Here is a 26,511-nt window from a genome sequence, read left to right as displayed (position 1 = left end):
TTCGGTCACGGTGCGGCATGAACGCGGCATGAGCAGCACGGTGGCGAACCCGCTTTTTCCCGAGCTGGTGGCCCCACCCGCGTGGCGCACCGTCGACCTGATCTCCGACCTGCATCTTCAGGCCGGAGAACCCGCCACCTTCGCGGCCTGGCAGGGCTACCTGCAGACCACGCCGGCTGACGCGCTCATCATCCTCGGCGACCTGTTCGAGGTATGGGTCGGCGACGACTCCACCGCCGAGCCGGGCTTCGAGGCGCAATGCGCCGAACTGCTGCGCCGCACCGCGCAGCGGCTGCCGGTGTTCTTCATGCACGGCAATCGCGACTTCCTGGTCGGGCCCGCACTGGCGACGCAATGCAACATCACGTTGCTCGACGACCCGACGGTGCTGGTGCTGCACGGCCAGCGCTGGCTGCTGAGCCATGGCGACATCCTCTGCCTCGAGGACACCGACTACCTCAAGTTCCGCGCACAGGTGCGCACGCCCGAGTGGCAGTCTGCGTTTCTCGCGCGTCCGCTCGAGGAGCGCCGCGCGCTGGCACGCTCGATGCGCGTGCAGAGCGAAGACCGCAAGCGCAACCCCTCGACCGTCTGGGCCGATGTCGACACCGACGCGGCCCGCCAGTGGCTGCGCCAGTCTGGCGCCCATACGCTGGTGCACGGCCACACCCACCGCCCTGCCCATCACGACCTGGGCGACGGCCTGCACCGACTCGTGCTGAGCGACTGGGACGCCGCAGCGCACCCGCCGCGCGCGCAGCTGCTGTGCCTTTCCACGGCCGGCGCCCAGCGCGTCGACCTGCGCTGAGCGCGCCGCCACCGACGATGTTCAAGTGGCTGCGCCGGCTGCGCGCCCTGCCCCCGATCCCCGAAGCCGCCTGGCAGGCGGTGCTCAAGCGCTACACCTTCCTGGGCGCCCTGCCCGAGACCGACCGACGACACCTTCGCACGCTCACCGCCGAATTCCTGCGCGACAAGGAATTCCATGGCGCCAAGGGCTTCACCATCACCAACGAAGTGGCGCTGGCCATCGCCGCGCAGGCCGTGCTGCCCGTGCTGCACCTCAAGGGCGGCCTCGACTGGTACGACGATTTCGTCGGCATCGTGGTTCACCGGTCCGAAGTCGTGGCGAGGCGCAAGGTGGTCGACGAGGCCCAGGTCGTGCACGAGTACGGCGAAGTCGTGGCCGGCGAGGCCATGGACCGCGGCCCCGTCATGCTGAGCTGGGACGACGTGCTGGCCAGCAGCATCACCAGCGAGCGCGGCTACAACGTGGTGATCCACGAGTTCGCCCACAAGATCGACATGCGCGGTGGCGACGCCAACGGCTGCCCGCCGCTGCCGCCCGGCTTTGCCGCCAGCCGCGGCAACCGCGAAGCCCGTGCGGCGTGGCTTGCGGTGCTCGAACCGGCCTACCAGGACTTTCGCGAAAAGACCATCGTGGCGGAACGATTCGGTGGGGAGCCGCCGTGGCTCGACGACTACGGCGCAACCTCCCTCAGCGAGTTCTTCGCGGTCGCCTGCGAGGCCTATTTCGTGAACCGCCCGAACTTCGCCCGCGACTTCCCCGCGGTGCTCGCGATGTTCGATGAATTCTTTCTGTCTAAAGTAGCCTGAACGCGCTCTGCCACTCATTTGTTGGCTATTTATTTAATAGCGAAACTGCGTTTACCATCGCCGTGTTTTCAACACTTCAAAAAGGTAAACAACATGAGGGATTGGCTCTATCAGGTCACGGGCAAGGCGTGGATCGCACTGCTGATCGGCATCGGCATCCTGGGCTGGGCGGCATACGCCCAGTTCAAGGCCAGCTCGGACACGCACGGCACCGCGGTGGAGGACCTTGTCGCGAAGAGCGGCACGATCGTCAGCGGCAGCGAGATCACTGAAACCACCAAGCGTCGCCGCGGTGGCAGCACCACGCGCCACTACTTCGTGCTCGATGCCAAGGTGGCCGACGGCAGCACCGAGAAATGGCGCGTCGACTACGCAGTCGGCCGCCAGAAGCTCGAGCCGCTGATCGACGAAGCCGTCGAGGTGCGCGTCGACCCCTCGGACCACAACCTCGTCTACGAAGTGAAGCTCAAGGGCCAGCCGGTCGTGTCGCTGGCCGATGTGCAGAAGATCATGGAGAACAAGGACAAGGCCGCAGCCTCCAGTGCCACCGACAAGGGCACGTTGATCGTCGGCGCCGTCGCGCTGCTGCTGGGCATCGGCGGACTGGTGCTGCGACGCAAGCTGCGCGAGGGCGCGGTTGCCGAGGAAGCCGCCACGGCCTGAGTGCAGGCCCGAGACCGGCGGCGGGCTCCGAGCCGTCGCCGTTCCCCTTGATCCAATAAAAAAAGGCGCCCCGCGGGGCGCCTTTTTCGTGGCCGCCGAACCTCGGCGTCGCGCTTACTTGCGCAGCAGCGCCTTCAGCGCGTTCTGCAGACGGCGGGCGCTCGCGGCGTCGTGCGCTCCAGCCAGCACCTTGCTGGCGTCCTGCCCCCATGTCTGTGCAGGGGTCGGGTCGCCGCGCTTGGTCAGCAGCTTGAGCTGCAGTGCGCGGCGCGCATCGAGCTGCTCCGCGGGCGTCGGCACTTCAGCAGCCATTTCGAGGCGCAACAGCGCTTCGGCGGCATCGCCGGCAGCAGCCGACGGCGCGGCGCCGATGGCCTGCGACCAGCCGGTGCGCACCGACGGCGATACCGCGCGGCCAAGCTCCTGCACGCTCGGGAGGCGGCTGGCGTCGCGCTGCTCCCAGGCGCCCAGCACCTGGGTCAACGCCTCGCCGTGGGCCTGCGCGGCGAGCTTGCGCAATGCCATGTCGGCCCGCTCGAGCGCTTCGCGTTGCGCACGGAAAGCGGCATCGCCCAGGCGCGGACCGCGGTCCTCGAAGCGCGGCGGACGATCGCCGAAACGACCGCCTGGGCCGCCGGGGCCATTGCGGTCGCCACGCGGTGCTCCACGGTCGCCGCGATCTCCGGGACGGCCCGGGCCACCGGCGCCAGGACGGCCACCGTCGCGCCGATCGCCGAAACGGCCGCCGGTGCCACGCGCGGCAGGAGCGGCCTCGGCCCTCTTGCTGCTGGGGCGGTCGTCGCCGCGCATCGCGACGACGGGCTTGGGCGCGGGCTTCGGGGCCGCGGCCGGCGCCTCGACCGCTGCGGCTTCGCCTGCGTCGTGCGCCGCGCCATCGGCGCGTGCCGACGCATCGGCACCGTCGGCCGGCGCCACCAGGTCGACCGGCGCTGCAGGTGCAGCAGCGGTGTGCGTCCCTGGCGATGCTTCCGCGTCGCTCGGGCTCGGCGCCTGCTCTGCGCTTTCGCCGAATTCGGCGGCAGCCTGGCCCGGTGCCTCGATCTCGGTCGCGCCAACCGACGGACCGTCGGCGGCCGCGGCGGACTGCTCGGCCTTCGGTGCGGCCGCAGGTGCGGGCGGCGGCGCCTCACCGCGCAACGCGCCTTCGAGGCGCGCAACGGCGGCACGGATCTTTTGTGCGTCGCCGGTGGCGTTGGCCGCGTCGAGCGCCTTGGAGGCGTCGAGCACATGGCGGTCGTGCTCGCTCATGGCAGCCGATGCCTTTTCGCGCTCTGCCGTCTTGCGGTTGAAGGCTTCGTCGATGGGCGCGCGGAAGGCATCCCACAGCTTCTGTTCGTGGCGGCGGTCGAGCGGCACGCTCTGCGCCTCGGCCTGCCAGCGCTGCTGCAGCGCCTTGACCGCGTCGATGCGCAGCATCGGCTGCGCGCCGAGTTCGGTCGCCTCGGCGATCATGGCCTGGCGCCGTTCGACGCTGGCCTTCTGCGCCGTCTCGAACGGTGCGCGGGCGGCGCCGAAGGCCTCGTTCCACTGCGGCTGCAACTCGGCGAACACCTTCTCGCCCACGTGGCCGGCATCGCGCCAGCGGTCGGCGAATTGGTGCAGCGCGCGGTTGTGCGCCTTCAGGTCGGTGGCGCCGGCGTGTTCGGCCGCCCAGGCCTTGACTTCCTCGATCAGCGCGACGCGATGGGCGCGGTGCTCGGCAGCGTCGGCGCGCACCTTCTCGAGCCAGGCCTCGACGACCTTGTGAGCTTCGTTGCAGGCTTCGTCGAAGCGCTTCCAGAGCGCATGGTTCGGCACGCCGCCCTGGTCGGCCTGCTTCCACTGGTCGCGCAGGCTGCGCAGGGTTTCCTGCATCTTGCGGCCGCCGAGGGCCTGGCCTTCGGGACGCTTGAGCAGGCCTTCGGCCTTCGCGACCAGGTCTTCGCGGACCTTGTCGGCGCTCCAGCGCTGCCAGCCTTCGAGTTCGCCGGCTGCCACCAGCGCGGCATGCACGCGGGCCTCCAGGGCGGCGTCGACCATCTTGCCGTGCTCCTTGAGCACGGCGCGCAGTGCGGCGGCCGCACCGGCGCTGGCCTTGCCATGGCCTTCGGCGGTTTCCTGCTCGAGCTTGGCAAGCGCGGCCTGCACCGCGTCCTGCGCGGCGGCACGCACAGCCGGGTCGACCTTGGGCGCGGCGGGGCGTGCGGGCGCGGCGGGCTTGGGCGCCACCACCTCACCGCGCGCGGCGCGCAGCTCGTCGGCCCACACGGGCACGGGCGGCAGCGGCGCGGCAGCGTCGGCAGCGGCGGCCACGGCCTGTGCCAACGCGCTGTGGAACGAGTCGGACACCACCAGCAGTTGCGACTTCGAGGCATCGAGCTGCGGCGCGAACTTGGCGTCGAGGCTGGTCCAGTTGGCGTCGGCGGCGATCTCGGTCGCCTGCTGCTGCCAGTGGGTGACGTCGGCGCGCAGCGATTCCTCGGCGGCCTGGGCATCCTGCCAGCCCTTGGTGGACAGCACTTCGAAGCGCTGCGCCAGCAGGACCGCGGCCTCGCGGTGCACCTGCGCGCGGTGCTGCAGGTCTTCGATGCCCTTCACGCGCTCGGCCAGCCTGGCTTTCAGGCCGGCCAGCGGATCGCGCGAAAGCGGCGCCCCGGCCTTGGCGGCGTCACGCTGCCAGGCCAGTGCATCGGCGATGTTGAGCTTGGACTGGCCCAGCAGCGCCTCGGCTTTCTGTGCCCATTCGGCGGCAATGGCCTCCTGGCCCTTGGCGCGCTTGAGTTCGTCGAGCTTTTCGCGAAGCAGGCGCGCAGCGCCCTTGTCGCGACCGCTCAGCTCCTTGAAGACCTCCTGCATCTGCTCGGGCGCGGGGTTGCCCGCGAGCCAGTCGCGGATGCGCGCGGCGCGCTCGCCGGAAGTCGGCGCGGTGAAGGCGCCGCCGGTGAGCGTATCGAGGGCCTGAAGATCGTGTGGCTTGGAAGAAGTAGAGGTCACTGCGCGAAATCGTTGTCTTGGTAGAGAAAGCGAAGGCGCCGGCAAAGGCCGGCGCACCTCGACATTTTCACCCACTTGCGGCCGGCGCCGAAATCCGCCCCTGAACGGCGGCGGGCCCGGAGGTGCAAGCTGGGGAATCGATGGACTACATATATAGCAAGCTGAAGAAAAAAACCAAGCCCCCCAAAGGCTTCACTTCGGGGTTGCCTGCGCGCGGATGCGCCGCTGAACTCACTTCATCGTCAGCTTCAGCTCGGCGCCCGGCTTCCAGTCGTCGCCGCTGGCAGTGGTGCGGACCGCCCCCAGGAACAGGCGCTCGCTCGTCAGGTTCTTGGCGAGCAGGTAATCGCGCACGACGGCACCGCGCTCGACCGCGAGCTGGCGCATCGATTCCTCGTCGACCGGCACACTGGCGAACAACAGGTTCTCCATGTCCTTCAGCGGCAAGTCCTTGGCCAGACCGACAAGGTTGCGCGGCTTGGTGATGTCGGCGCGCTTGTAGACGGCCGTCAGCAGCTCGGGGTATTCGGCGTCGGTGACCGGCGGCACGTCGGTGCCGCTCTGGCCACCGCGCACGGCGACGCGGCGCTTCTCGGCGTAGGTCAGCTGGCGCACGCGCTGGCGCTGGTACGCGTCGCGCTCCTTGTCGAGGCTGGCGGTGCCGACCACCGTCATCTGAAGCGTCGGCCGATCGGTCAACGCCTTCGCGACCTTGTCCAGGCTTTCCTTGGCACTGGCGCTCAGTTCGGAGCCGCCCGGCTCGAAGGTGATGGCACTCGATTCGCCGCTGCCGCCGCCGAGCCCGCCGGTCAGCAGGCTGAACGGCGCAGTCACGGCCTTCACGATCAGGTTGACCACTGCCTTCCAGATCAGCGGCCCGACGCTGAACTGAGGATCGTTGAGCGAGCCGCTGAGCGGCAGGTCGACGTCGATCACGCCGTTGCGGTCGGCCAGCAGCGCGACGGCGAGCTTCACCGGCAGGCTGGTGGGCGCGCCTGCCACTTCGTCCCCGAACTGCAGCTGGTTGAGCACCAGCTTGTTGGTGGCCGTGAGCTGGCCGTCGGGCGCCACCTTGTAGTTGACGTCCATGCTCATCTTGCCGCGCTCGATGCCGTGCCCGGCATAGCGCACCGAATACGGCGACAGCGGCGCCAGGTCGAGGTCGCGCATCTTGGCGGTGATGTCCAGCTCGAGCGGCTTGGCCAGCGGATTGAGCTTGCCGGTGATTTCCAGCGCCGCCGTCTGCTGGGCCTTGCCGCGCAACTCGAGGTCGGCCAGCGCCGGCCGGCCGGCCTCGCCCTTCGGCGGGTTCGACGAGAACGAGCTGAGCTTGCCCGTCAACTCGCTGAGGTCGGCCGAGTAGTTCGGCTTGACGAACAGGTCGGTGAAGTCGATCTTGCCGTTGACCAGGCTCATGGGGCCGAAGTTGATGACGGGTGCGGACCCGGTGTCGGCAGCGGCCTGCGCCGTGGCCACGGGCGCGGCCGGCCTGGCCGGCTCGGGTGCGCCGCCGACCATGGCTTCGGCCGGCACGGGTGCGCCGCCTGCCGAACGGGCGGGCGCGCCGCGCGTCGTGGTGGTCGTGCCGCCGGGGCCCTTGCGGGTGCTGGCTTCGCCGGCGGTTGCCGTTGCAGCCGCAGCGGCGTTGGCTTCAGCCTCGCCTTTCTTGGTGAGGCTCAGGAGGTTCAGCCGCCCGTTGGGGTCGACGATCACGCGGGCGAAGAAGTCGGTCAGCGTGGTCTCTCGCACGTCCACGTTCGGCGGCGCGTTCGGCGCCATGCTGACCTGCAGGCCGCGCAGGCTCAGCGTCTTCCAGCTCAGCAACTGGTTGGTGTTGCGGTCGAAGCCGGGCGACTGGGTCAGCGAGACGCTGTTGGCGCGGAAGTCGTCGAGCGCCGTGTCGCCGGCCAGCTTGATGGTCATGCCCGCCGGCGAAGTCGCATAGCGCACCGAGCCGCGATAACTGGCAAAGGCGCGGCGGATGTCGACGTTGAGCGCGTCGGCGTAGTAGACCTTGAAGGCGTGCGCAGGAAACGACGCCACCTCGAGCCGGCCCTCGGCCGCCAGCGGCTTGAGGACCACATTGCCCTTGTAGTCGAAGCGGCCCGGCTCGGAGCGCCCGGAGCCGATGCGCCCGGAAACCTCGAGGGGCGAGGTGGTGTTGGTCTCCGGCGCGAGCTTCTGGGCGTGCAGCCTGAAGGCCGTGACCTCGACCGTCACCGGCGTGGCGCCGGCCTTGTCCGCATAGGAAAGCGCCCCGTTGTCGACCGCCAGCGTGCCGATGGTCAGCGCCCAGGGTTTGGTGTTGGCGCCGGGCTGCGGCGTCTCGGCGGCAGCGGGCTTGGGCGCGGCGACCTTGGCGTCGGCCTCCTTCGTGCCGCCGCCGGCCGGCGTCTTGAGCCAGCGCTCGAACATCCAGCGCTTCTCGTTGTCGCGCTCCACGCGCACCTTGGGGTTGGTCGCGGTGAACGACGCGATGTTCAGCGTGTGCCTGGTCATGTCGACCTCGGCATCGACCAGTTCGAAACGGCCGACGCTCGCAAGCGCCGTCTTGGCCTGCGTCAGGGCGAGTCCGTCGGCGGCCAGGCGGCGCGCCTTGAACTTGAGTTCGGGCTGCGCCCAGGCGATGTCGATCTGGCCGCTGAGCTTGCCGTCCAGCGTGGGCTCCAGGCTCTGCGCCAGGTAGGGCGCCGCCAACGACAGCGGCAGCGCGTCGACCTCGGTCTGCACGTCGGCCACCTTGTCGGTGGCGCTGCCCTGGAACTTGAGCGAGGCGCCGGCCACGGCAGTGCTGCCGTTGAACCGGGCCGGCTTTTCCATCGGCCACGTGACCGACGTGACGTCGATGCCCAGGTCAGTCAGGTCGACGGCCGCAGCCGGGCTCACGGTTTCGTCGCGCCAGCCGATGCGCCCGCCGCTGAGTGCGACCTTGTCGACCTGCACCTTCAATGCGGGCTTCTCGGCTGGCTTGCCGGCCGGCGCGCTCGCGGCGGCCGCAGGCAGCGGCGCGGCCTTCTCGGTGGCTCCGGTGGCCGGGTCGGTGGCCAGCAGGTTGAGCTGGCCGGCCCCATCGCGCGCCACCGCAAGCTGCGGGTTGACCAGCGCCACCTCGCTCAAATGGAACACCGATTCGAGCGGCCGCACATCGGCCATCGCCAGCTTGAGCGAGTCGAAGGCCAGCAGGTCGCGCCCGCGCGCATCAGCCACCTTGGTGCCGTGGGCCTCGACCGTGCCCGTGATCTTCAGCCCGTCGGTGGCGCCGTGCTCGAAGCCGATCCTGAGGTCGGCATCGAGGCTGCCCGCCTGCAGCCGGACCGGCACGCTCCCCGGGATGTAGCCGAGGTAGGGCACCAGGTCGAGCCCCTTGAACTGCACCTGCGCATCGGTCTTGCGGTTGTCGGCGAAAGGCGTGGTGAAGGCGGCCGAGTCGAACTTGCTGCCGTTGAGCGCGAAGGCGAGCTTGGGTTCGGTGTTGACGTCGCGCTTGGAGTCGAGATTGCTCAGGAACGGCACCTTGAGCACGAAGTCGCGCAGCTCGTGCTTGCGCTTGACCGTCTGGTCGTCGAAGTCGACCGAGCCGCCGTTGATCGCGATGTTGTAGATGGCAAAGCGCGCGGGCTTCGCATTCGGGTCGGCCGGCGGGCCGGCGGAGAGTTTGGCCAGGATGTCGTCGATGTCGTACTTGCCGTCTGCCAAGTGCGTCAGCAGGATGGACGGTCCGTCGATGGTGACGGCATCGATCACCGGTGCGAGCCGGAAGAGCGACTGCAGTTCGGCATCGGCATAGATACGGCTGACAGCCACCTGCGGCTTGCTGCCATCGGCGGTGGCAATGCGCAGGTCGTTCAGCGTCAGCTCGAGCGTCCAGGGCTTGAAATCGATCTTGCCGACGGTGACCTGCCGGCCCAGTTTTTCGCTTGCGATCTTTTGGAGCTGGCTCTTGGCAATGGGCGGCACCGCCAGCCAGGCGAGGACCCAGAACCCCAGCAGCACCAGCAACGCGACGACCCCCCGTCGCACCCATTTGTCTTGTTTGATCGAAGCGAAGTCCATCGCGGAAGTGTGCCGCAAAGAGGTGAGCAATCCCAGTCGCTCCAGAAGCAAGAAAGCCCGGCAACGCGACGGGCTGTCGGGTTGCCGGGCTTGATGGCGGGCCTAAGACCCATGCCATCGATTCGCGCGACGGGAAGTCGATCGTTCCCACCGTGCTGGCAGCAAGAGATTGCCACCATGGATCCTCGGCCGCTGAGCCCTTGACTTGCACCTCGGACTGCCGGACCTCGGAAAAACGCCTGAAGTCTCAGGCCCGTTCAGATTAGGCGGCGCACTCTTGGATTGCAAACGCGTTTTACAAAGGGATTTCCCGTAAGCAGAAACGCCTCGAAACTGTCATATTTTTAAGCACTCATTAGCATAAAGAATCAATTCATTATGCTTGACCGAGTATTAACCCACGCTAGAATCCGCCCTGCTCCGACCGCCCGACGCGGCGGAGCCACCCTGACTCCGCTGCCGAATTCCACCGGCTTGATCAGGTCACCGCGCTCCCAACCCCCTTCACTCCTTGCGCGGAGCCTGATTCGTACCAATCCAAGCGCCGCTGCCTTCATCCATCGCCTTCTTGGCGTTGCGACCCGGGTGCCGCATAGAAAGGAAGAGCGATGAACAAGGCGTTCGATGCCACAGCCCGAGGGCTAAGGACCTTCGTGTCCGACGTGGCAGACGGCTTTTTTGAAATCACCCACAACGGGTTTGCACTGGTCGGCCTGGCCATCGTGTTCGCGGCACTCGCCCTCGTGGCACGTCCGGACCTGCGCAAGACCGGCGAGGAGCAACTGATGGGCTGGCTGCAGTCGCGCAAACCCGCGCCTGAAGTCACCGACCTGGAGCCGACCGCCATCGAGCGCACCACGGCCGCGAGCCCCGCCGACCTGCCCAAGCAGCAGGCCGCCGTGGCCTACTGGCTGAGCAAGAAGTACCGCGTGGCTGCCGAGCCGCTGAGCGTGCTGGTGGCCGAGGCCTACGGCATCGGCAAGCGCACGAAGATCGATCCGACGCTGATCCTGGCGATCATGGCGGTGGAATCCAGTTTCAATCCGTTCGCCCAGAGCAATGTCGGTGCGCAGGGCCTGATGCAGGTCATGACCCGCGTGCACGGCGACAAGTACGAAAGCGCGGGCGGAACGCTCACCGCCTTCGATCCGGTCACCAACATGCGCGTCGGCGTCAAGGTGCTGCAGGAATGCATCGCCCGCGCCGGCTCGCTGGAGGGCGGCCTGCGCTACTACGTCGGCGCGGCCAACCTCGAGGACGACGGCGGCTACGCCGGCAAGGTTCTGGCGGAGCACGAGCGCCTGCTGCAGGTGGCCAACGGCCGCGCGCCGTCGACGACGGTCACCCCGCCGGGCGTGCGTGCCCAGCCGCTGCCGGTGGTTGCGCCAGCCAAGCCTGAAGAAGGCAGCGAGCCGGCCAAGGTCGCACTGCTTTCCTCCGTCTCCTGAGAATTCCCCGGGGCAGCAGTGCTCCGGCGGGCGTGAGCTACACTCCGCATGTACGCGACTGGCGATAGGCGCAGCACCTCCCAAGGTGCCCCGCGCTGACGTGGAATACCACTGGGAAGCGTGCCGCCTGGCCTCCCAGGCGTTCAGCCGTTCGCCTGGGCAGCCCTTGTTTGGTTGAAGAACAAGGACCTCGTCTTCAAAGGACTGCCATGTACCAACGCAACAACCTGGTCGAACAGACCGATCCTGAAATCTGGGCTGCCATCCAAGCGGAAAACGCGCGCCAGGAACACCACATCGAGCTGATCGCCAGCGAGAACTACGCCTCGCCGGCCGTCATGGCCGCCCAGGGCTCGCAGCTCACCAACAAGTACGCCGAGGGCTACCCCGGCAAGCGCTATTACGGCGGCTGCGAACACGTCGACGTGGCCGAGCAACTGGCCATCGACCGCATCAAGCAGATCTTCGGCGCCGACGCCGCCAACGTGCAGCCGCACTGCGGCGCCTCGGCAAACGAAGCCGTGCTGCTGGCTTTCCTGAAGCCCGGCGACACCATCATGGGCATGAGCCTGGCCGAAGGCGGCCACCTGACCCATGGCATGCCCCTCAACATGAGCGGCAAGTGGTTCAACGTGGTGAGCTACGGCCTGAACGACAAGGAAGAGATTGATTACGACGCGATGGAGCGCAAGGCGCATGAGCACATGCCCAAGCTGATCATCGCGGGCGCCTCTGCCTACTCGCTGCGCATCGACTTCGAGCGCTTCGCCAAGGTGGCGAAGGACGTGGGCGCGATCTTCATGGTCGACATCGCCCACTATGCCGGCCTTGTGGCCGCGGGCGTGTACCCCAACCCCGTGCCGCATGCCGACATCGTCACCTCCACGACCCACAAGAGCCTGCGCGGCCCGCGCGGCGGCATCATCCTGATGAAGTCGCAGCACGAAAAGGCGATCAACAGCGCGATCTTCCCCGGCCTGCAGGGCGGCCCGCTGATGCACGTGATCGCGGCCAAGGCCGTCGCGTTCAAGGAAGCCATGTCGCCCGAGTTCAAGACCTACCAGCAACAAGTGGTCAAGAACGCGCAGATCGTGGCCGACACCCTCACCCAGCGCGGCCTGCGCATCGTGAGCGGACGCACAGAGAGCCACGTGATGCTGGTCGACCTGCGCGCCAAGGGCATCACCGGCAAGGAAGCCGAAGCGGTGCTGGGCAGCGCCCACATGACGATCAACAAGAACGCGATTCCCAACGACCCGGAAAAGCCGATGGTCACGAGCGGCGTGCGCATCGGCACCCCCGCCATGACCACTCGCGGCTTCAAGGACGAAGAGGCCCGTATCACGGCGAACCTGATTGCCGACGTGCTCGAGAACCCGCGCGATGCGGCGAACATCGACGCGGTGCGCGCCAAAGTCCACGCCCTGACGAGCCGTTTCCCTGTCTACCGCTGATCGTCCAGAGACGCCGACCGCATGAAATGCCCTTTTTGCGGTCATCTCGAAACGCAGGTCGTCGAGACCCGCGTCTCAGAAGACGCCGACTTCGTACGCAGGCGCCGCCAGTGCGGCGCCTGCGACAAGCGCTTCACCACCTACGAGCGGCCCGACGTCAACTTTCCGGTTGTCGTCAAGAAGGACGGCAGTCGCGCCGACTTCGACTCCACCAAGGTGCGTGCTTCGATGATGCTGGCGCTGCGCAAGCGGCCTGTGAGCATCGAACAGATCGACAACGCCCTGCTGCGCATCGAACAGAAGCTGCTGGCCAGCGGCCTGCGCGAAATCGAATCGACCAAGGTCGGCGAGCTTGTCATGCGCGAACTCAAGAAGCTCGACAAGGTCGCGTACGTGCGCTTCGCTTCGGTGTACCGCAGCTTCGAGGATGTAGACGAGTTCAGGCAGCTGTTGCGCGACATCTGACGGCTCAGCCGTCATCGTTCTTCCTGGCGCTCTTGCCGCAAGCGCCGGTGCCGCAATCACCACGCTCATCCGGATTGCAGACCCTGGCCCGCCCCGAGGCCGACATCACGATCGACGCCCTGCGGCCTGTGTCCGCCTTCAAGGTGAGACATCCACCGCCGAAAGCGGCATTTGCAGCTCGCCGCGAAAAGCCGTTGCTGTCGTAGCGCACACCCTGCGCAAACCCGTCGCCGAGCGAGGCATCGACGCCAACGCCTTCCGGCAGCGCCTCGAATCGACGCAGCGTTTCCAGCGCCTGCGGATCGTCCTGCAGCGTGACCACGGTCCAGCCGGCAGACCAGTTGGACGCTGCCGATGGCACCACGCTCACGCTGGCGGAGCGCCGGATGGCCTCCGTGCGCGCAAGACTCAGAGCGGCATTGAAGGCTTGCGCAGCTGCCACCAGCCGCTGGTTGAGCAGCAGGTCCCGGAAATTCGGCGCGCTCAACGTTGCCAACACGGCGACGATGGCCATTACCACCATCAGTTCCAGCAGCGTGAAGCCGCTGCCGCGCTGCATCCCTCTCGCACGCTTCGTCATTGCCAGCACTTCACGCGCTGCGCGCCATCGCAACCGCGGCCACCGGTGCTGTCGAGCCAAAACATGCCGAAATGCGGATCGGCATAGTCAGGCTTCGGGCTGGCGGTGAGACGGATGCAGCTGTCGATGTTGCTGCGTCCTTCGCAATTCCCGCTTTCGATCAGGTACTTGCCAGTGGCGCCACTCTCTCCCGAATCACCGACGTAGCGCCGATAGCGCCCGACCTGCGTGTAGTGGCGTTCCTGGTGCTGCATCTGCTGCATCAAAGCAGTGCGCGCCTCGCTGCGCCAGCTCTTGCGGACTTGCTCCATGTACGACGGATAGGAGATCGCCGCCAGGATGGCGAGGATCGCAACGACCATCATCACTTCGATGAGCGTGAAGCCGCGGGCCTGCGGTTGCGCCTGCACGATTCGAATCGCGTTCATTGCTTCACGCCCCGGTGATCGATGACCTGTCGCCAGTTCAGGCGCCCCGTCGTCTGCGAGACCTTGCCGCCCTCGACGGGTTCCGCCGTCGACAACGCGTTCTTGCCGCCCCTGCCGCCCATGTTGACGACCGAGAGCCGGCGCGACTCGGTCCGCCGCCCCAGTGCATCGGTCGCACCCAGGACGCTGTGGCCGGGGTACATGACCTGCGGCTTCCCCGGCATGCCGGTGTCCGACGGCACGCACGTGCCGCCCTCCGACAACCCGGTCATGGCGTTCACGGCGCAGCTGCGACCGCCACCTTTTGTGCAGGCGCTCGCAGGGGGAATCAGGGTGTTGAAGAACAGCAGGCCGTCCGCGAGCACGGGTTCTTCGACCATGCGCTCGCCCTTTTCTTTCGACTCGGGCAGGTCGAGATACCAGCCACGCCGAATGGACGTCTTCGCATCGAAGACGCCGTACTCGAACGCATCGCCGGTGATCGAGGCCGACGAGGTACCAGCACCCGCGCCGGCACGCCGCGCCTGGAGCTGCGTGCGCGCGCCCTGCTCCGGTATGGGCACGCCGTTGTCGTACACGCTGTAGAACGTCTGCACGCCCCAATTGGCTCGTCCCAGGTCCTCGAGGCCGACGAACTTGCCTGTGCCGAACAGCACGACGGCGCCGCCATTCGGCCCGATGCCGACCTTTGGCGGCGCCGTGATCGGCTGGCGCCGATTGCGTTCGCCCAGGGCGACCACCAGGGGTCGGCCCTTGAACGACAGCGCATTGCCCTCCCGCCAGGGGGCGCTGCCGGTGAAATCGAACCGCCACAGGTTGCCTTGCGTGTCTCCCGCATAGAGCAGACGGGTCGCACCGCTCGCGCCCGCGTAGTCGCCCGGCACACCCAACGCATTGCTCACCGCGGCGTCCGTCGGCACCGGCAACATGATCTTGTGGTAGTTGACATCCCGCCTCCAAGGCTCGGAAGCGGGCTTGTCGAGCGAAAGAAGGAACAGTGCGGCGCGCTTTTGCGGGTTGGCGTTGTTGAAGCCGGAAGGCACCACGGCAAACCATCGGTAACTCGCAGGCTCGGTGCGCGTCGCAACGGCCGTACGGAATTTCAGGACACGCGGTGCCTGTGTCTGGTAACCCATGTCGGCGTCGTCGGCACCGCTGAATTCCCACATCACCTGGCGGGCCGAGAACGCTGCAGGTTCGGTCACATCGAGTGCGAACACACCCGTGGCGCCGCCGCCCAGGCCCGACACCAGCACGCTGCGTTCGCCAACGCCAGCGAGCTGCACATCGGCAACGGTTGCGGAACCGTCGACGAGGCTCCCGTGCGGGTGGTCGGGCGTGGTGTAGGAGCCCAACCTGGGGGCCAGCGAGCGCGGCACATAGGCGAAAAGCTCGTCGCCCTTGTCGGCCGAGAATGCGTGGAGCATGCCGTCGTTGGCACCGACGTACACCGTGGTGCTTCCACTGCGCCGGTCCTTGGCCACCAAGGGCGCCGAATGGACGATGCGCCCCATGACCGAGTCACGCACCCGGAACATGCCGCCTGGCGCCGACTCCTCCTTGCGACGATCGCCTCGAAGGTAGGCCAGCCGTTCGGCCCCCAAAACATCGCGCGTCGCGGGCTGTCGCGGCGAGCCGTCCAGGTAACCCTTGAAGACATCGTCGAGCGCATGCCATTCGAACGGGATGCCTGCACCCGCCGCCGACAACGTGAAGATCCGGCGGCTCGCCGGAGTGCGCTCGCCCAGCAAAGCGCCGGCGCCCCACCGTGGCCGTTCAGCACGGCCGATGGCACCGCTTGCGGTGTCGTAGGTCAGCGGGAACGACAGCAATGAACCCGCACCGCGCTGCCCGATGGACTCGGACACGTAGATGCTGGCGTGTCCGTTCGCGATATCTGCCTCAGAGACCGCGCCATCGGTGAGTTCGCGATCCGCGGTGGCGGAGGCGTCCCGGAATATCCATTGCACTGCGGCCGCCACTGCCCGCGGTTCAGCGACGCGAAAGTAGGTTCGGGGTCGAGGCCGGCCGTCGTCGTTCAGGCCCTCGGCCCATTCGGCGTCCCCGCGAACCGCAGGCAGACCTGCGCCGGCCGATGTCCTGAAAGGGTTGCCGTCGCCGTTGACATCGACAAAGCCGCCGTACTTGGCCGTGAGTTCGCGCCCCGAGCCAGGCGGCCCCATGTCGATCACCAGGGTGCGTGCCCGCATATCCGGGTGGTCGGCGCGGAGCTTCTGCGTGTTGGCGCGGTAAGCCATCCCCGCCATGCCGGTCGCACTTGCAGGCGATGACGAAACGCTCTTCTCGAGATCGTTGACGAGGCGGGCCAAAGCGTCATCGGCTGACCGGTCGCTTTGCACGCCTGCATCGCCGATCGTGACGATCTGGTTCTTCTGGCATGCGGCCACGACCGGGTCCGCAATGCCCCGCCCGGGCGCGATGCCTTGCAGGTAGCGCAACGACTGCGCGTACAGGTCGCCGGCAGCATCCGGTCGGCCGTAGACGCCGCTCCGGCCGAACCGGTGGATCGCATCGATCACGCCATCCGACGCGCCGGTTGCGAGCTCGAAGACGCCTGTGCGCGCATCCCACTCGGACTGCGCGTTGGCCACATTGTCGAAGGCGGCATCGAGCTTCACCGGGCCGACATGCTTCATTGGCGCGAGCAGCGCATCGCCCGCAAGGTTGCCAAAGACCGAGAAGCGCATTCGATCCGAATGCCGCTGGACAGCACCGACCGGCTTGAAGTGACCGCTCGGATACTTGAGGCACAGAGCCCCCCTCACCGCAGCCTCGTCAGGTGTACAGACTGCCACGTGCGCCTGGAATGCGCCATGCACCTGATCGCTTCCCGGCGCGGCGCAGGTGCCGTCGGCAGAGCTGCCGACGAACAGCTTCTCCCCGCAGTTGTTGAAGTGCAGGGAATCGCCGGTCGACAGCGGCGTGAAGCGCTCGACGCGCCCCCTCAGGACCTTGTCGGGAAAGTGGGCGCTGCGATAAAAGTGGGCTGGTACCTCTGCACGCCGCAGCACGGTGCGATCAGGCCTGTCGATGCTGCGGTCTCCGCCCGTCAGCGCCATGCGCACGCCATCGATGGCCGAAGTGGCGGCCCAGTTCAGCAGATTGCCGCTCCATTGCCGGTTGCAGACGATCTCGCCACTTGCATTTTCTTGGGCGGTCGTCTCGCGCTTGAAGTAGCCTTCACCGCCCGAGTAGCTGTAGCAACCCATCGGATCCCAGAGACCCGCATGGCTCACCGTGGCATCGAACTCGCCCCGATAGGCCGCTCCAGCGTGCGACACGTCGAGCGCCAGGTCGAGCACCACGTTGGGGTCGGCGCGCGACGCAAGCGTCGCCAGCGGCTCGTCCGGCAGCATCGTGTCGGGGGGTGCCGCCCCCTGTGCCGAAATGGCCGCGCATGAGGTGCAGATCGTCAAGTACCCGATTCGAAGACAGCGCATCGCTTCGCTTTTCCTTTTCATGAAGGGCAGCCGGGACTGGCCTCTGGTTTGGACAGGACGGTCTGCAGGACCACCTGCGTTTCCTCACGCGTGCCGTAGCCGATGGCTGTCACGCGAAAGAGATATCGGGTGCCGCTGGCACTGGCGTCCTGGAGGTGATCGGCTTTCCAACCACCGTGGCTGCGCACGGCCTCGACGATGTAGCGCGGAGCCCGCACAGGCAGCGCTCCGGCGTAAGCGCCTTTCGCTGCATCGGCGCTGAGATAGGCCTGCCCGGTGAAATCGCCGAAGGCGACCGACCTGCCCGCATCGGCCGAGAAATCTGCGGTCATCCACGCGGGCTCCGTGCCGGGCTCAGCCGGCGCGCACAGGCCCCGGCGGTTGCCAGCGGCGGCGCAACCCGCACCAAAAGCCGAAACATCCTGGCTGCTGAACAGGCACAGCCGCTGCCGGCTGTGAAGGTTCGGTCCGAGCACATCGGTTTCGGCATCGAGCAACGCAGCCTCTGCGGCCTGGAACGCCACCTCGGTGTCGCGGTCGTTGCGCGCGCCACGCTCGCTCACGAGCGAAGTCTGTGCGGCGCCCAGGGCCAGCACCGTGACGACGAGCAGCATCAGCAGCACGACGATCAGCGAGAAGCCGCCGGATGCACGGCGGCAAACGGTGCAACTCATGGCGTGGGCGCTTTCAGCGCGTTGCGCAAGGTGACGGTGAACGTGGCCACGCGCCGCAACCGACCGTCGGCCGGCGGTTTGAAGCTCACGCCAGGAAACGCCGAGCCCAGTGGATGGAGAACGTGGTCCGGTGGCGCAGGCCAGCTGTTGGCGCGCTCGCTGCGCGCCACCATGCCGACGCGCAGGGCCACCACGCTGCGCCATTCCGCCACGATGTCGGCGTCGGAGGTCGCGCGCGCCTCCAGTTGCGCGGCGTCGAGCCAGCGATCGGGAACGCCGTCGCCGTTGCTGTCATGACCGTAGGCAATGTTGAAGACCTCGATGCCGCGCGCGAGCGGCTCGGCCCTGAAGTCGCCGTTTTTCCTGCTGCGGTACTTGCAGTACAGCTCGGGCTCGCCGTCGGCAGCCTTTGCGACGTAGAAGAAGCTCCATGCGCGGTCCGCGGACACATGCTGGCCCGGCATCGGGCCGGCCTGGGGAAATCCCATGCAATCGACCATGGTGCCGTCGGGCTCGGTGACATCGCCGCCCGCACGGCTGCGGCCGAAGAAGCGCACGAGCAGCGAATCGCTGCCGTTCACCCCGCGGCTGTTGTTCAGCCCGAGCCTGTCGTCCGTTGCGATGACGCGCGCGTTGCGCGCGCCGACGATGTGCAGTTCGGCTGTGTCGTCGGACAGCGCGGCCGCCTGGGGCAGGACGACCGTGCCGTCGTCGGCGGCATGGTCCGGCGCATAGTCGGCATAGCCGGCCTGCCGCACGACGCCCTTGACGACGAAGCCCGCGAACCGCAGCGAGTCTTCCACCGTCTGCGCTTGCGCATCGGCCGTGAACAACTGCTTGCTGCCGACGAAAGCGGCTGTCGCGCACAGCACCACGACCAGCCCGAGGGCGAGCGCAACCAGCAACTCGACGAGCGTCATGCCACGCGGGCGCACGCGCGCCGCCCGCTCAGGAACCGTGCTGGCCATCTTGCGGTTGCCCCGGCGCCATCTGCATCACCAGCCGCGGCGAAGCGGGCTTGTCGGCATCGTCCGCGCCGCGCCCCGTCCATCCGAGCTTCACGACCAGGCTTCGGCCCGTCCCGCTGCAGCCCCATGTGTAGGCGCCGGCTGCATCGCTCCAGGGCGACTCGTCGAAGCAGACGCTGGCCCGCGCGTCGGGCAATGCGGCGGCGACACGCAACTGCCACTCGCGCATGTCCCAGGCTGCGAGCTGCGCCGCATCGCAAGCCACGTTCGACGCGATGCACGACAGTCCCATGCTCCCGGGCGCCGCGCCTTCGGTCCATCCTTCGACGAGGTAGCCGTTCGACGCGTCGTCGCGCTGCGCGATGGCGTGATTCATTCGCGCCTTCTCCGACAGGTCGCGAACGAGGTTGACCGCCGCCGTGAAGGTGGCGGCCTCGCTGCTGGTGCGAGCCGACGCCAGCAGCAGGCTCATGGCGCCGAGCAGCCCCACGCCCAGCACCACGACGGAAACGAGTACCTCCACGAGCGAAAAGCCCGTGCTGAAATGCTTCTTCGAAGCCATATGACGATGTCCTCCCTGCGCGTGTGCAACTCGGGTTGCCTCTTGGTCCGCGCCATCGAAAGCCGAGCGTAAGCGGGCATCGGCAACGGCATCCGCACCGTTCGTCCGCGGGCGAATGCCGCTCGTATGATCCAGCCGCACCGCTGCCAACTTCTTCCGAAAAGCCCCATGCCCTCTCCAGAAAAAGACGCCCTGCATATCGCCACCGCGCTGCGGCTGGCTGCGTCGGCGCTGCTGCTCACCGATCCGAATCCGCGCGTGGGTTGCGTGCTGAGCGACTCCGAGGGCCGAGTGCTGGGCCAGGGGCATACGCAGCAGGCCGGCGGCCCGCATGCGGAGGTGATGGCGCTGCGCGATGCGGCAGCACAGGGAAACTCGGTGGAGGGCGCGACGGCCTACGTCACGCTGGAGCCCTGTTCGCATCACGGGCGCACCGGTCCGTGCTGCGACGCGCTGATCGCGGCCGGCATCCGCCGCGTGGTGGCTTCGCTGGCCGACCCGAACCCGCTTGTCGCCGGCCAGGGCTTCGAACGCCTGCGTGCTGCGGGTGTGGAGGTCGAGGTCGGCCCGGGTGCCGCCGAATCGCGCGAGCTCAACATCGGCTTCTTCAGCCGCATGGTCCGCAAGAAGCCCTGGGTGCGCCTGAAGGTCGCCGCTTCGCTTGACGGCAAGACGGGCCTGAGCAACGGCGTGAGCCAATGGATCACTGCCGAGGCGGCCCGCGCCGACGGCCATGCCTGGCGCGCGCGGGCAAGCGCGGTGCTCACGGGCGTCGGCACGGTGATCGAAGACAACCCGCGCCTGGACGTGCGCCTGGTCGAGACGCCCCGGCAACCCCATCTGGTCGTGGTCGACAGCCGAATGCAGACTCCGCCCGACGCTCACTTATTCATAGCAGGGCGGCCGGTCTGGATCTACGCCGCCAGCCGGGACGAGGCCAAGGCCGCGGCGCTCGAAGCGCGCGGCGCGAGCGTCGCCTGCCTCGCCAACGCGCACGGCAAGGTCGACCTGCCTGCGCTGATGCAGGACCTGGCGGCAAGGGGCGTCAATGAGTTGCACGTCGAATCGGGCCACAAGCTCAACGGCTCGCTGCTGCGGGAAGGTTGCGTCGACGAATTGCTGGTCTACCTGGCGCCGAAGCTGATCGGCGACGGGCTCGACATCGCCAGCCACCTCCACCCGGACGGCGCGCTGACCTCGCTGGCCGGTGCGCTGCCGCTGGAATTCAAGTCTGCGGACATGCTGGGCCCGGACCTGCGGGTGCTGGCGCGCGTTGCCGGAAGGGATGTGTTCTAGCGCTCGGCCCGAAGCACTCCCGTTCTCTGCGAAAATGCGCGGATGTTCACCGGAATCATCACCGGCGTGGGGCGCATCGCCGCCATCCACGACCTCGGCACCTCCTCCTCCTACGGCAAAAGACTCAGCATCGAGGCGCCTTCGGGTTACCTCGACGACGTCGGGCTCGGCGACAGCATCGCGCTCAACGGCGCCTGCATGACCGTCACCACCCTCGCTCCCGAGCGACAGCAGTTCACCATCGATATTTCCGCCGAGTCCCTCGACAAGACCGCCGGCCTGACCTCAGAAGGCAGCCGCATCAACCTCGAGAAGGCGCTGCGTGCCAGCGACCGCCTCGGCGGCCACATCGTGTCGGGCCACGTGGACGGCATCGGCACGGTGAGCTTCTTCGAGCCGGTCGGCGAAAGCTGGGAACTGCGCGTGGTCGCGCCCCAGGCGCTGGCCCGCTTCCTGGCCTACAAGGGCTCGATCACCATCAACGGCGTGAGCCTCACCGTCAACACGGTGAAGGACATCGCCGAAGGCGCCGAGATCAGCATCAACCTGATCCCGCACACCGTCGAAAACACCTCGCTCGGCACGCTGAAGGCCGACGCGAAGGTCAACCTCGAGATCGATACCGTGGCGCGCTACGTGGAGCGCATGCTTCAGGCCGGCGTGCTGGTGCCGCCCTCCTCCACGCATTCCACGCATTCCAAGGACACCGCCGAATGAACGCCTCCGTCACGCCGATCGGCGCCCCCCGCACCGCGCGTGCGCCCGCCCCGATCTCCCCGGTCGAGGAGATCGTGGCCGAACTCGCCGCGGGCCGCATGGTGATCCTCGTGGACGAGGAAGACCGCGAGAACGAAGGCGACATCGTCATTGCCGCCGACCACATCACGGCCGAGTCCATCAACTTCATGGCGCGTCATGCGCGCGGCCTGATCTGCCTGACGCTGTCGCGCGAGATGTGCGAGCGGCTGCAGCTGCCGCCGATGGTCCAGCGCAACGGCGCCAAGCATTCGACCGCCTTCACGGTGTCGATCGAAGCCGCCGAAGGCGTGACCACCGGCATCTCGGCAGCCGACCGCGCGCGCACCGTGCAGGCCGCCGTGGCGCCCGACGCCGTGGCCGCCGACCTGGTGCAGCCCGGCCACATCTTCCCGCTGCAGGCTGTGGACGGCGGTGTGCTCATGCGCGCAGGCCACACCGAAGCCGGCTGCGACCTCGCCGCCATGGCGGGCTGCTCGCCCGCCTCGGTGATCTGCGAGGTGATGAACGAGGACGGCACCATGGCCCGCCTGCCCGACCTGCAGATCTTCGCGGCCGAGCACGACATCAAGATCGGCACCATCGCCGCGCTCATCGAGCACCGCAGCCGCGTCGAATCGCTGGTCGAAAAGGTCGGCTGCCGCGAGATCCAGACCAACTGGGGTGCGTTCACCGCCCACGCCTTCCTCGACAAGCCCAGCCGCGGCGTACACCTCGCGCTGGTGCGCGGCACGTGGTCGCCCGAAGACACGGTGTCCGTTCGCGTACACGAACCGCTGTCGGTGCTCGACGCGCTGGAAATCAACCGCTCGCTGCACTCGTGGAGCCTGGATGCCAGCCTCTCGCACATCGCTGACGAAGGCAAGGGCGTGGCCGTGCTGCTGAACTGCGGCGAAACCGCCGGCGAGCTGCTCGCGCAGTTCGACGGCACCGCGCGTCCCGCGCAAGCCCCCGAGCGCGGCCGGATGGACCTGCGCAGCTACGGCATCGGCGCGCAGATCCTGCGCGAATGCGGCGTTCACAAGATGAACCTGCTGGGCACGCCGCGCCGCATGCCGAGCATGGCGGCGGGCTACGGCCTCGAGATCTCCGGCTACCTCACGAAAGACTGAACGACCATGCAAGGTTCCAACAAAGGCGAAACGACGCTCGACGGCAAGGGCCTGCGCATCGGCATCGTGCAGGCGCGGTTCAATGCCGACATCACCGACGCACTGGCACGCGCCTGCCTCTCGGAGCTCGAGGCGCTCGGCGTGGCTGCGTCGGACATCCATCACCTCCAGGTGCCCGGCGCACTCGAGGTACCGGTGGCGCTGCAGGCGCTCGCCGAACGCGGCGGCTACCACGCGCTGGTGGCGCTGGGCTGCATCATCCGCGGCGAGACCTACCACTTCGAGCTGGTGGCCAACGAATCGGGCGCCAGCGTGAGCCGCATCGCGCTCGACTACCGACTGCCCATCGCCAACGCGATCCTCACCACCGAAAACCTCGAGCAAGCCGTTGCCCGCCAGACCGACAAGGGCCGTGACGCGGCCCGCGTGGCTGTCGAAATGGCTCGACTGCTGACCACCCTTTCATGACCGAAGACACCTCCAAGCCATCCAAGTCCGCGGGCGCCAAGCCCCGGCAGTCGCGCGTCGGCCTCACCAGCACGGGCGCACGCAAGGCTTCGGCCAAGTCCAACCGCAGCCGCGCGCGAGAGTTCGCGCTGCAGGCGCTCTACCAGCACCTGGTCGGACGCAACGACCCGACCGACATCGACCACTTCACGCGCGACCTCGCCGGCTTCCACAAGGCCGACGCGCTGCACTACGACGCGCTGCTGCACGGCGCGATCGAAGGCGCGGAGCAGCTCGACGCGCTCATCCGCCCGCTGCTCGACCGCAAGTTCGAGGAGATCTCGCCCATCGAGCACGCGGTGATGTGGATCGGCGTGTACGAGTTCCAGAATTGCCTCGACGTGCCGTGGCGCGTGGTGCTCAACGAGTGCATCGAGCTGGCCAAGGAATTCGGCGGCACCGACGGCCACAAATACGTGAATGCCGTGCTCAACGGCCTGGCACCGCAGCTGCGGCCGCTCGAAGTGGAAGCCGACCGGGCTTCCGGCAAGGCCAAATAGTGCTCGCACCCAGTCTGCAGCGCACCTCGTGCCGCCTTCGCCGACCCCTTGCCGGGGGCAACACCAGCGTCCGGGCCAAGCCCGTTCCGCCGCGTTCCTGATATGAAGATTTCATCTCGCGCCGAGCGCATCGAGCCCTTCTATGTGATGGAAGTGGCAAAGGCCGCGGGCGCACTGGCCCGCGAGGTCGCCCACACCGACCGGCCGATGATCTTCCTGAACATCGGCGAGCCCGACTTCACCGCCCCGCCCCTGGTGCAGGAAGCGGCCGCACGCGCCGTGCGTGCCGGCGCCACGCAGTACACACAGGCCACCGGCCTCGACCACCTGCGCGAACGCATCAGCGCGTGGTACAGCCAGCGATTCGGTGTCGACGTGCCGGCCCGGCGCATCGTCGTCACCGCCGGCGCTTCGGCTGCGCTGCAGCTGGCCTGCCTCGCGCTCATCGAGTCGGGCGACGAGATCCTCATGCCCGACCCGAGCTATCCGTGCAACCGCCACTTCGTGAGCGCGGCGGACGGCAAGGCCGTGCTGGTGCCGACCACGGCCGATGAGCGCTTCCAGCTCACCGCCGAGAAGGTCGAGGCCGCCTGGACCGACAGGACGCGCGGCGTGCTGCTGGCCTCGCCCTCGAACCCGACCGGCACGTCGATCGCGCCCGACGAACTGCGCCGCATCCACGAGGTGGTGTCGCAGCGCGGCGGCATCACGCTGATCGACGAGATCTACCTGGGCCTGTCGTACGACGATGCCTTCGGGCAGACCGCGCTGGCCATCGACGACAACGTCATCAGCATCAACAGCTTCAGCAAGTACTTCAACATGACCGGCTGGCGCCTCGGCTGGCTGGTGGTGCCCGAAACGCTGGTGCCGGTGGTCGAGCGGCTGGCCCAGAACCTGTTCATCTGCGCGAGCACCGTGTCGCAGTACGCGGCACTGGCCTGCTTCGAGGATGCGAGCATTGCAGAGTACGAGCGCCGCCGCGCCGAGTTCAAGGCGCGCCGCGACTGGTTCATTCCGCAGCTCGACGCGCTCGGACTGAGCGTGCCGGTGATGCCCGACGGCGCCTTCTATGCCTGGGCCGACTGCACCTCGTTCGCCGAAAAGCTCGGCATCTCGGGCAGCTGGGACTTCGCTTTCGAGACCATGAAGCGCGCGCACGTGGCGGTCACGCCGGGCCGCGACTTCGGCACCGCCGAGACCGCCAAGTTTGTGCGCTTCTCCACCGCCAGCTCGATGGCGCACCTGCAGGAAGCCATCGAACGGCTGCGCGCGATGGCCGCGATGGCGGGCACCGGGGCGCAATGAGCTACGCGTTCCCGATCCGCGTCTACTGGGAAGACACCGATGCCGGCGGCATCGTGTTCTACGCCAACTACCTGAAGTTCATGGAGCGCGGGCGCACCGAGTGGCTGCGCTCCCTGGGCGTCGAGCAACGCAAGCTGCGCGAGGAAACGGGCGGCCAGTTCGTGGTGAGCGAAACGCAGCTCAAATATCATCGGCCCTCGCGGCTCGACGACGAACTGCTCGTTACCGCCGAACTTCGACAACTGGGTACTGCCTCGTTGATAATCGGTCAGCGAGTGCTATCAAAAACAGAGCAAGAACGAACGGGCGCCTCGGCACCCGTCCTGCTGTGCGAAGGCACCATCCGCATCGGCTGGGTGGACGCGGCTACGCTGCGTCCCGCGCGCATACCGAAACAAGTCACGGGAACCCTCGAGCGCTACAGCGGCTCCATGACTCAACCTATCACGCCATGAACCAAGACCTTTCCATCATCAATCTCCTGCTCCACGCGAGCTTCGTGGTGCAACTGGTCGTGCTGCTGCTGGTGATCGTCTCGATCGCCAGCTGGGCCGCGATCATCCGCAAGTACTTCGCGCTGCGGCGCATGCGCGCACTGAACGACGACTTCGAACGCGAGTTCTGGTCGGGCACCAGCCTCAACGAACTGTTCGCCTCGGCCGCGCAGAATGCCAAGTTCGCCGGCCCCATGGAGCGCATCTTCGCCTCCGGCATGCGCGAGTACCAGAAGCTGCGCGAGCGCCACGTGAGCGACGCCGGCACGCTGCTCGACGGCGCCCGCCGCGCCATGCGCGCGAGCTTCCAGCGCGAGCTGGATGCAGCCGAGCAGAACCTTTCTTTCCTGGCCACCGTGGGCTCTGTCTCCCCGTACGTCGGCCTGTTCGGTACGGTCTGGGGGATCATGCATGCGTTCACCGGCCTGGCAGCGCTGGCACAGGTCACGCTGGCCACCGTCGCTCCCGGCATCGCCGAGGCGCTGGTGGCTACCGCCATCGGCCTGTTCGCCGCGATTCCGGCGGTGGTGGGCTACAACCGCTTCGCCCGCGAGATCGACAAGATCGCCATTGCCCTCGAGACCTACATCGAGGAGTTCTCCAACATCCTGCAGCGCAACCTCTCGGCCAACCCGAACGCGAGCGTTGCATCGTCGGTGGCTCCGGCCAACCGCTGAGCGGAGGCTTCACAGATGCCCGCCGTTTCATCCCGTGGCCGTGGCCGCCGGACGATCAACGAGATCAACATGGTCCCGTTCATCGACGTGATGCTGGTGCTGCTGATCATCTTCATGGTCACGGCTCCGCTCATCACGCCGAGCGTGATCAACCTGCCCTCGGTCGACCGCGCCAACAAGCAGCCGGACAAGCCGATCGAGATCGTCATCAAGAGCGAAGACGAAGTACAGATCAAGAAGGACCCGTCCAGCGGTTCGGGCGGCACCTCGATCCCCATGACGCAGATCGGCTCCGCCGCCAAGACCGCCCAGGGCGGCGACGACCAGCGCCCGGTGGTCATCAGCGCCGACAAGTCGGTGAAGTACGAGACCGTCGTGAAGGCCATGAACCAGCTCAAGCGCAGCGGCATCGAGCGCGTGGGCCTGTCGGTCACGACCACGGGCGGCAAATAAGGCATGTCGCTCGCACTGGATCGCCCCGAGTTCGCACCGCC

At 67.6% G+C, this 26,511-nt stretch carries 23 protein-coding genes and 1 riboswitch; of the genes, 15 read left to right on the top strand and 8 right to left on the bottom strand.

Annotated features, from left to right (window positions below):
• Window positions 1-28: 28 nt before the first annotated feature.
• The 3 genes from AACL56_RS13390 to AACL56_RS13380 all read left to right on the top strand — a co-directional run bounded on the left by AACL56_RS13390 (window position 29) and on the right by AACL56_RS13380 (window position 2,280).
• Window positions 29-808 (top strand): UDP-2,3-diacylglucosamine diphosphatase, encoded by a 780-nt coding sequence (locus AACL56_RS13390; RefSeq protein ID WP_339090307.1) that lies wholly within the window; start codon window positions 29-31, stop codon window positions 806-808.
• 17 nt (window positions 809-825) lie between these two features.
• Window positions 826-1,617: a zinc-dependent peptidase gene (locus AACL56_RS13385; RefSeq protein WP_339090306.1), complete on the top strand. Its 792-nt coding sequence runs from the start codon at window positions 826-828 to the stop codon at window positions 1,615-1,617.
• Between the two features lie 93 nt (window positions 1,618-1,710).
• Complete coding sequence (locus AACL56_RS13380) at window positions 1,711-2,280, top strand: hypothetical protein (protein ID WP_339090305.1); 570 nt, start codon at window positions 1,711-1,713, stop codon at window positions 2,278-2,280.
• A gap of 114 nt (window positions 2,281-2,394) precedes the next feature.
• On the opposite strand, the gene AACL56_RS13375 is transcribed toward AACL56_RS13380, so the two are convergent.
• Together AACL56_RS13375 and AACL56_RS13370 are read right to left on the bottom strand one after the other, a co-directional pair.
• Entirely contained in the window at window positions 2,395-5,274 is a 2,880-nt protein-coding gene (locus AACL56_RS13375) for a DUF349 domain-containing protein (RefSeq protein WP_339090304.1), read from the bottom strand.
• A 231-nt stretch (window positions 5,275-5,505) separates the two neighbouring features.
• Complete coding sequence (locus AACL56_RS13370) at window positions 5,506-9,327, bottom strand: DUF748 domain-containing protein (RefSeq protein ID WP_339090303.1); 3,822 nt, start codon at window positions 9,325-9,327, stop codon at window positions 5,506-5,508.
• Window positions 9,328-9,935: 608 nt separating this feature from the next.
• On the opposite strand from AACL56_RS13370, the gene AACL56_RS13365 reads away from it, so the two are divergent.
• The 3 genes from AACL56_RS13365 to nrdR all read left to right on the top strand — a co-directional run bounded on the left by AACL56_RS13365 (window position 9,936) and on the right by nrdR (window position 12,694).
• Window positions 9,936-10,775 carry a lytic transglycosylase domain-containing protein gene (locus AACL56_RS13365; RefSeq protein WP_339090302.1) on the top strand — a complete coding sequence of 280 codons (840 nt, stop codon included), beginning with the start codon at window positions 9,936-9,938 and terminating at the stop codon, window positions 10,773-10,775.
• A gap of 44 nt (window positions 10,776-10,819) precedes the next feature.
• Window positions 10,820-10,943: riboswitch (ZMP/ZTP riboswitch) on the top strand.
• Between the two features lie 41 nt (window positions 10,944-10,984).
• On the top strand, window positions 10,985-12,229 hold the full coding sequence (gene glyA, locus AACL56_RS13360; protein ID WP_339090301.1) for a serine hydroxymethyltransferase: 1,245 nt from the start codon (window positions 10,985-10,987) through the stop codon (window positions 12,227-12,229).
• Window positions 12,230-12,250: 21 nt separating this feature from the next.
• On the top strand, window positions 12,251-12,694 hold the full coding sequence (gene nrdR, locus AACL56_RS13355) for a transcriptional regulator NrdR (RefSeq protein WP_057594475.1): 444 nt from the start codon (window positions 12,251-12,253) through the stop codon (window positions 12,692-12,694).
• Between the two features lie 4 nt (window positions 12,695-12,698).
• Here the strand turns inward: nrdR and AACL56_RS13350 are convergent, their stop codons facing one another.
• The 6 genes from AACL56_RS13350 to pilV are packed head-to-tail and all read right to left on the bottom strand — an operon-like array spanning window position 12,699 to window position 19,367.
• Window positions 12,699-13,274 (bottom strand): GspH/FimT family pseudopilin, encoded by a 576-nt coding sequence (locus AACL56_RS13350; protein WP_339090300.1) that lies wholly within the window; start codon window positions 13,272-13,274, stop codon window positions 12,699-12,701.
• Complete coding sequence (locus tag AACL56_RS13345) at window positions 13,271-13,702, bottom strand: type IV pilin protein (RefSeq protein WP_339090299.1); 432 nt, start codon at window positions 13,700-13,702, stop codon at window positions 13,271-13,273. The genes AACL56_RS13350 and AACL56_RS13345 overlap by 4 nt, the downstream gene beginning before the upstream one ends.
• Window positions 13,699-17,139 (bottom strand): pilus assembly protein, encoded by a 3,441-nt coding sequence (locus tag AACL56_RS13340; RefSeq protein WP_339090298.1) that lies wholly within the window; start codon window positions 17,137-17,139, stop codon window positions 13,699-13,701. The genes AACL56_RS13345 and AACL56_RS13340 overlap by 4 nt, the downstream gene beginning before the upstream one ends.
• A 41-nt stretch (window positions 17,140-17,180) precedes the next feature.
• Window positions 17,181-17,837, bottom strand: a complete 657-nt coding sequence (locus tag AACL56_RS13335; protein ID WP_339090297.1) for a pilus assembly protein — start codon at window positions 17,835-17,837, stop codon at window positions 17,181-17,183.
• A complete protein-coding gene (locus AACL56_RS13330) occupies window positions 17,834-18,805 on the bottom strand; it encodes a PilW family protein (RefSeq protein WP_339090296.1) in 972 nt (323 codons plus the stop codon). The genes AACL56_RS13335 and AACL56_RS13330 overlap by 4 nt, the downstream gene beginning before the upstream one ends.
• Window positions 18,786-19,367: a type IV pilus modification protein PilV gene (gene pilV / locus AACL56_RS13325; protein WP_339090295.1), complete on the bottom strand. Its 582-nt coding sequence runs from the start codon at window positions 19,365-19,367 to the stop codon at window positions 18,786-18,788. The genes AACL56_RS13330 and pilV overlap by 20 nt, the downstream gene beginning before the upstream one ends.
• Before the next feature lie 168 nt (window positions 19,368-19,535).
• On the opposite strand from pilV, the gene ribD reads away from it, so the two are divergent.
• The 9 genes from ribD (at window position 19,536) to AACL56_RS13280 (ending at window position 26,470) form a co-directional block, all read left to right on the top strand.
• The gene (ribD, locus tag AACL56_RS13320; protein ID WP_339090294.1) at window positions 19,536-20,663 is read left to right on the top strand and encodes a bifunctional diaminohydroxyphosphoribosylaminopyrimidine deaminase/5-amino-6-(5-phosphoribosylamino)uracil reductase RibD; all 1,128 of its coding nucleotides are present in this window, start codon (window positions 19,536-19,538) and stop codon (window positions 20,661-20,663) included.
• Window positions 20,664-20,705: 42 nt separating this feature from the next.
• Window positions 20,706-21,380 carry a riboflavin synthase gene (locus AACL56_RS13315; RefSeq protein ID WP_339090293.1) on the top strand — a complete coding sequence of 225 codons (675 nt, stop codon included), beginning with the start codon at window positions 20,706-20,708 and terminating at the stop codon, window positions 21,378-21,380.
• Window positions 21,377-22,531 (top strand): bifunctional 3,4-dihydroxy-2-butanone-4-phosphate synthase/GTP cyclohydrolase II, encoded by a 1,155-nt coding sequence (ribBA, locus tag AACL56_RS13310; RefSeq protein WP_339090292.1) that lies wholly within the window; start codon window positions 21,377-21,379, stop codon window positions 22,529-22,531. Before AACL56_RS13315 ends, ribBA begins: the two co-directional genes overlap by 4 nt.
• 6 nt (window positions 22,532-22,537) lie before the next feature.
• Window positions 22,538-22,999 (top strand): 6,7-dimethyl-8-ribityllumazine synthase, encoded by a 462-nt coding sequence (ribH, locus tag AACL56_RS13305; RefSeq protein WP_339090291.1) that lies wholly within the window; start codon window positions 22,538-22,540, stop codon window positions 22,997-22,999.
• Window positions 22,996-23,538: a transcription antitermination factor NusB gene (nusB, locus tag AACL56_RS13300; RefSeq protein ID WP_339090290.1), complete on the top strand. Its 543-nt coding sequence runs from the start codon at window positions 22,996-22,998 to the stop codon at window positions 23,536-23,538. The genes ribH and nusB overlap by 4 nt, the downstream gene beginning before the upstream one ends.
• A 102-nt stretch (window positions 23,539-23,640) precedes the next feature.
• Entirely contained in the window at window positions 23,641-24,846 is a 1,206-nt protein-coding gene (locus tag AACL56_RS13295) for a pyridoxal phosphate-dependent aminotransferase (protein ID WP_339090289.1), read from the top strand.
• On the top strand, window positions 24,843-25,301 hold the full coding sequence (gene ybgC / locus AACL56_RS13290) for a tol-pal system-associated acyl-CoA thioesterase (protein ID WP_339090288.1): 459 nt from the start codon (window positions 24,843-24,845) through the stop codon (window positions 25,299-25,301). The genes AACL56_RS13295 and ybgC overlap by 4 nt, the downstream gene beginning before the upstream one ends.
• Window positions 25,298-26,017: a protein TolQ gene (tolQ, locus tag AACL56_RS13285; protein WP_339090287.1), complete on the top strand. Its 720-nt coding sequence runs from the start codon at window positions 25,298-25,300 to the stop codon at window positions 26,015-26,017. Before ybgC ends, tolQ begins: the two co-directional genes overlap by 4 nt.
• Window positions 26,018-26,032: 15 nt before the next feature.
• Entirely contained in the window at window positions 26,033-26,470 is a 438-nt protein-coding gene (locus AACL56_RS13280; RefSeq protein WP_339090286.1) for a biopolymer transporter ExbD, read from the top strand.
• Window positions 26,471-26,511 lie beyond the last annotated feature (41 nt).

Origin of the sequence: Variovorax paradoxus (assembly GCF_902712855.1) — a bacterium.
GTDB classification, from domain to species: Bacteria; Pseudomonadota; Gammaproteobacteria; order Burkholderiales; family Burkholderiaceae_C; genus Variovorax; species Variovorax paradoxus_Q.
This window is presented reverse-complemented; position numbering and strand designations above follow the sequence as displayed.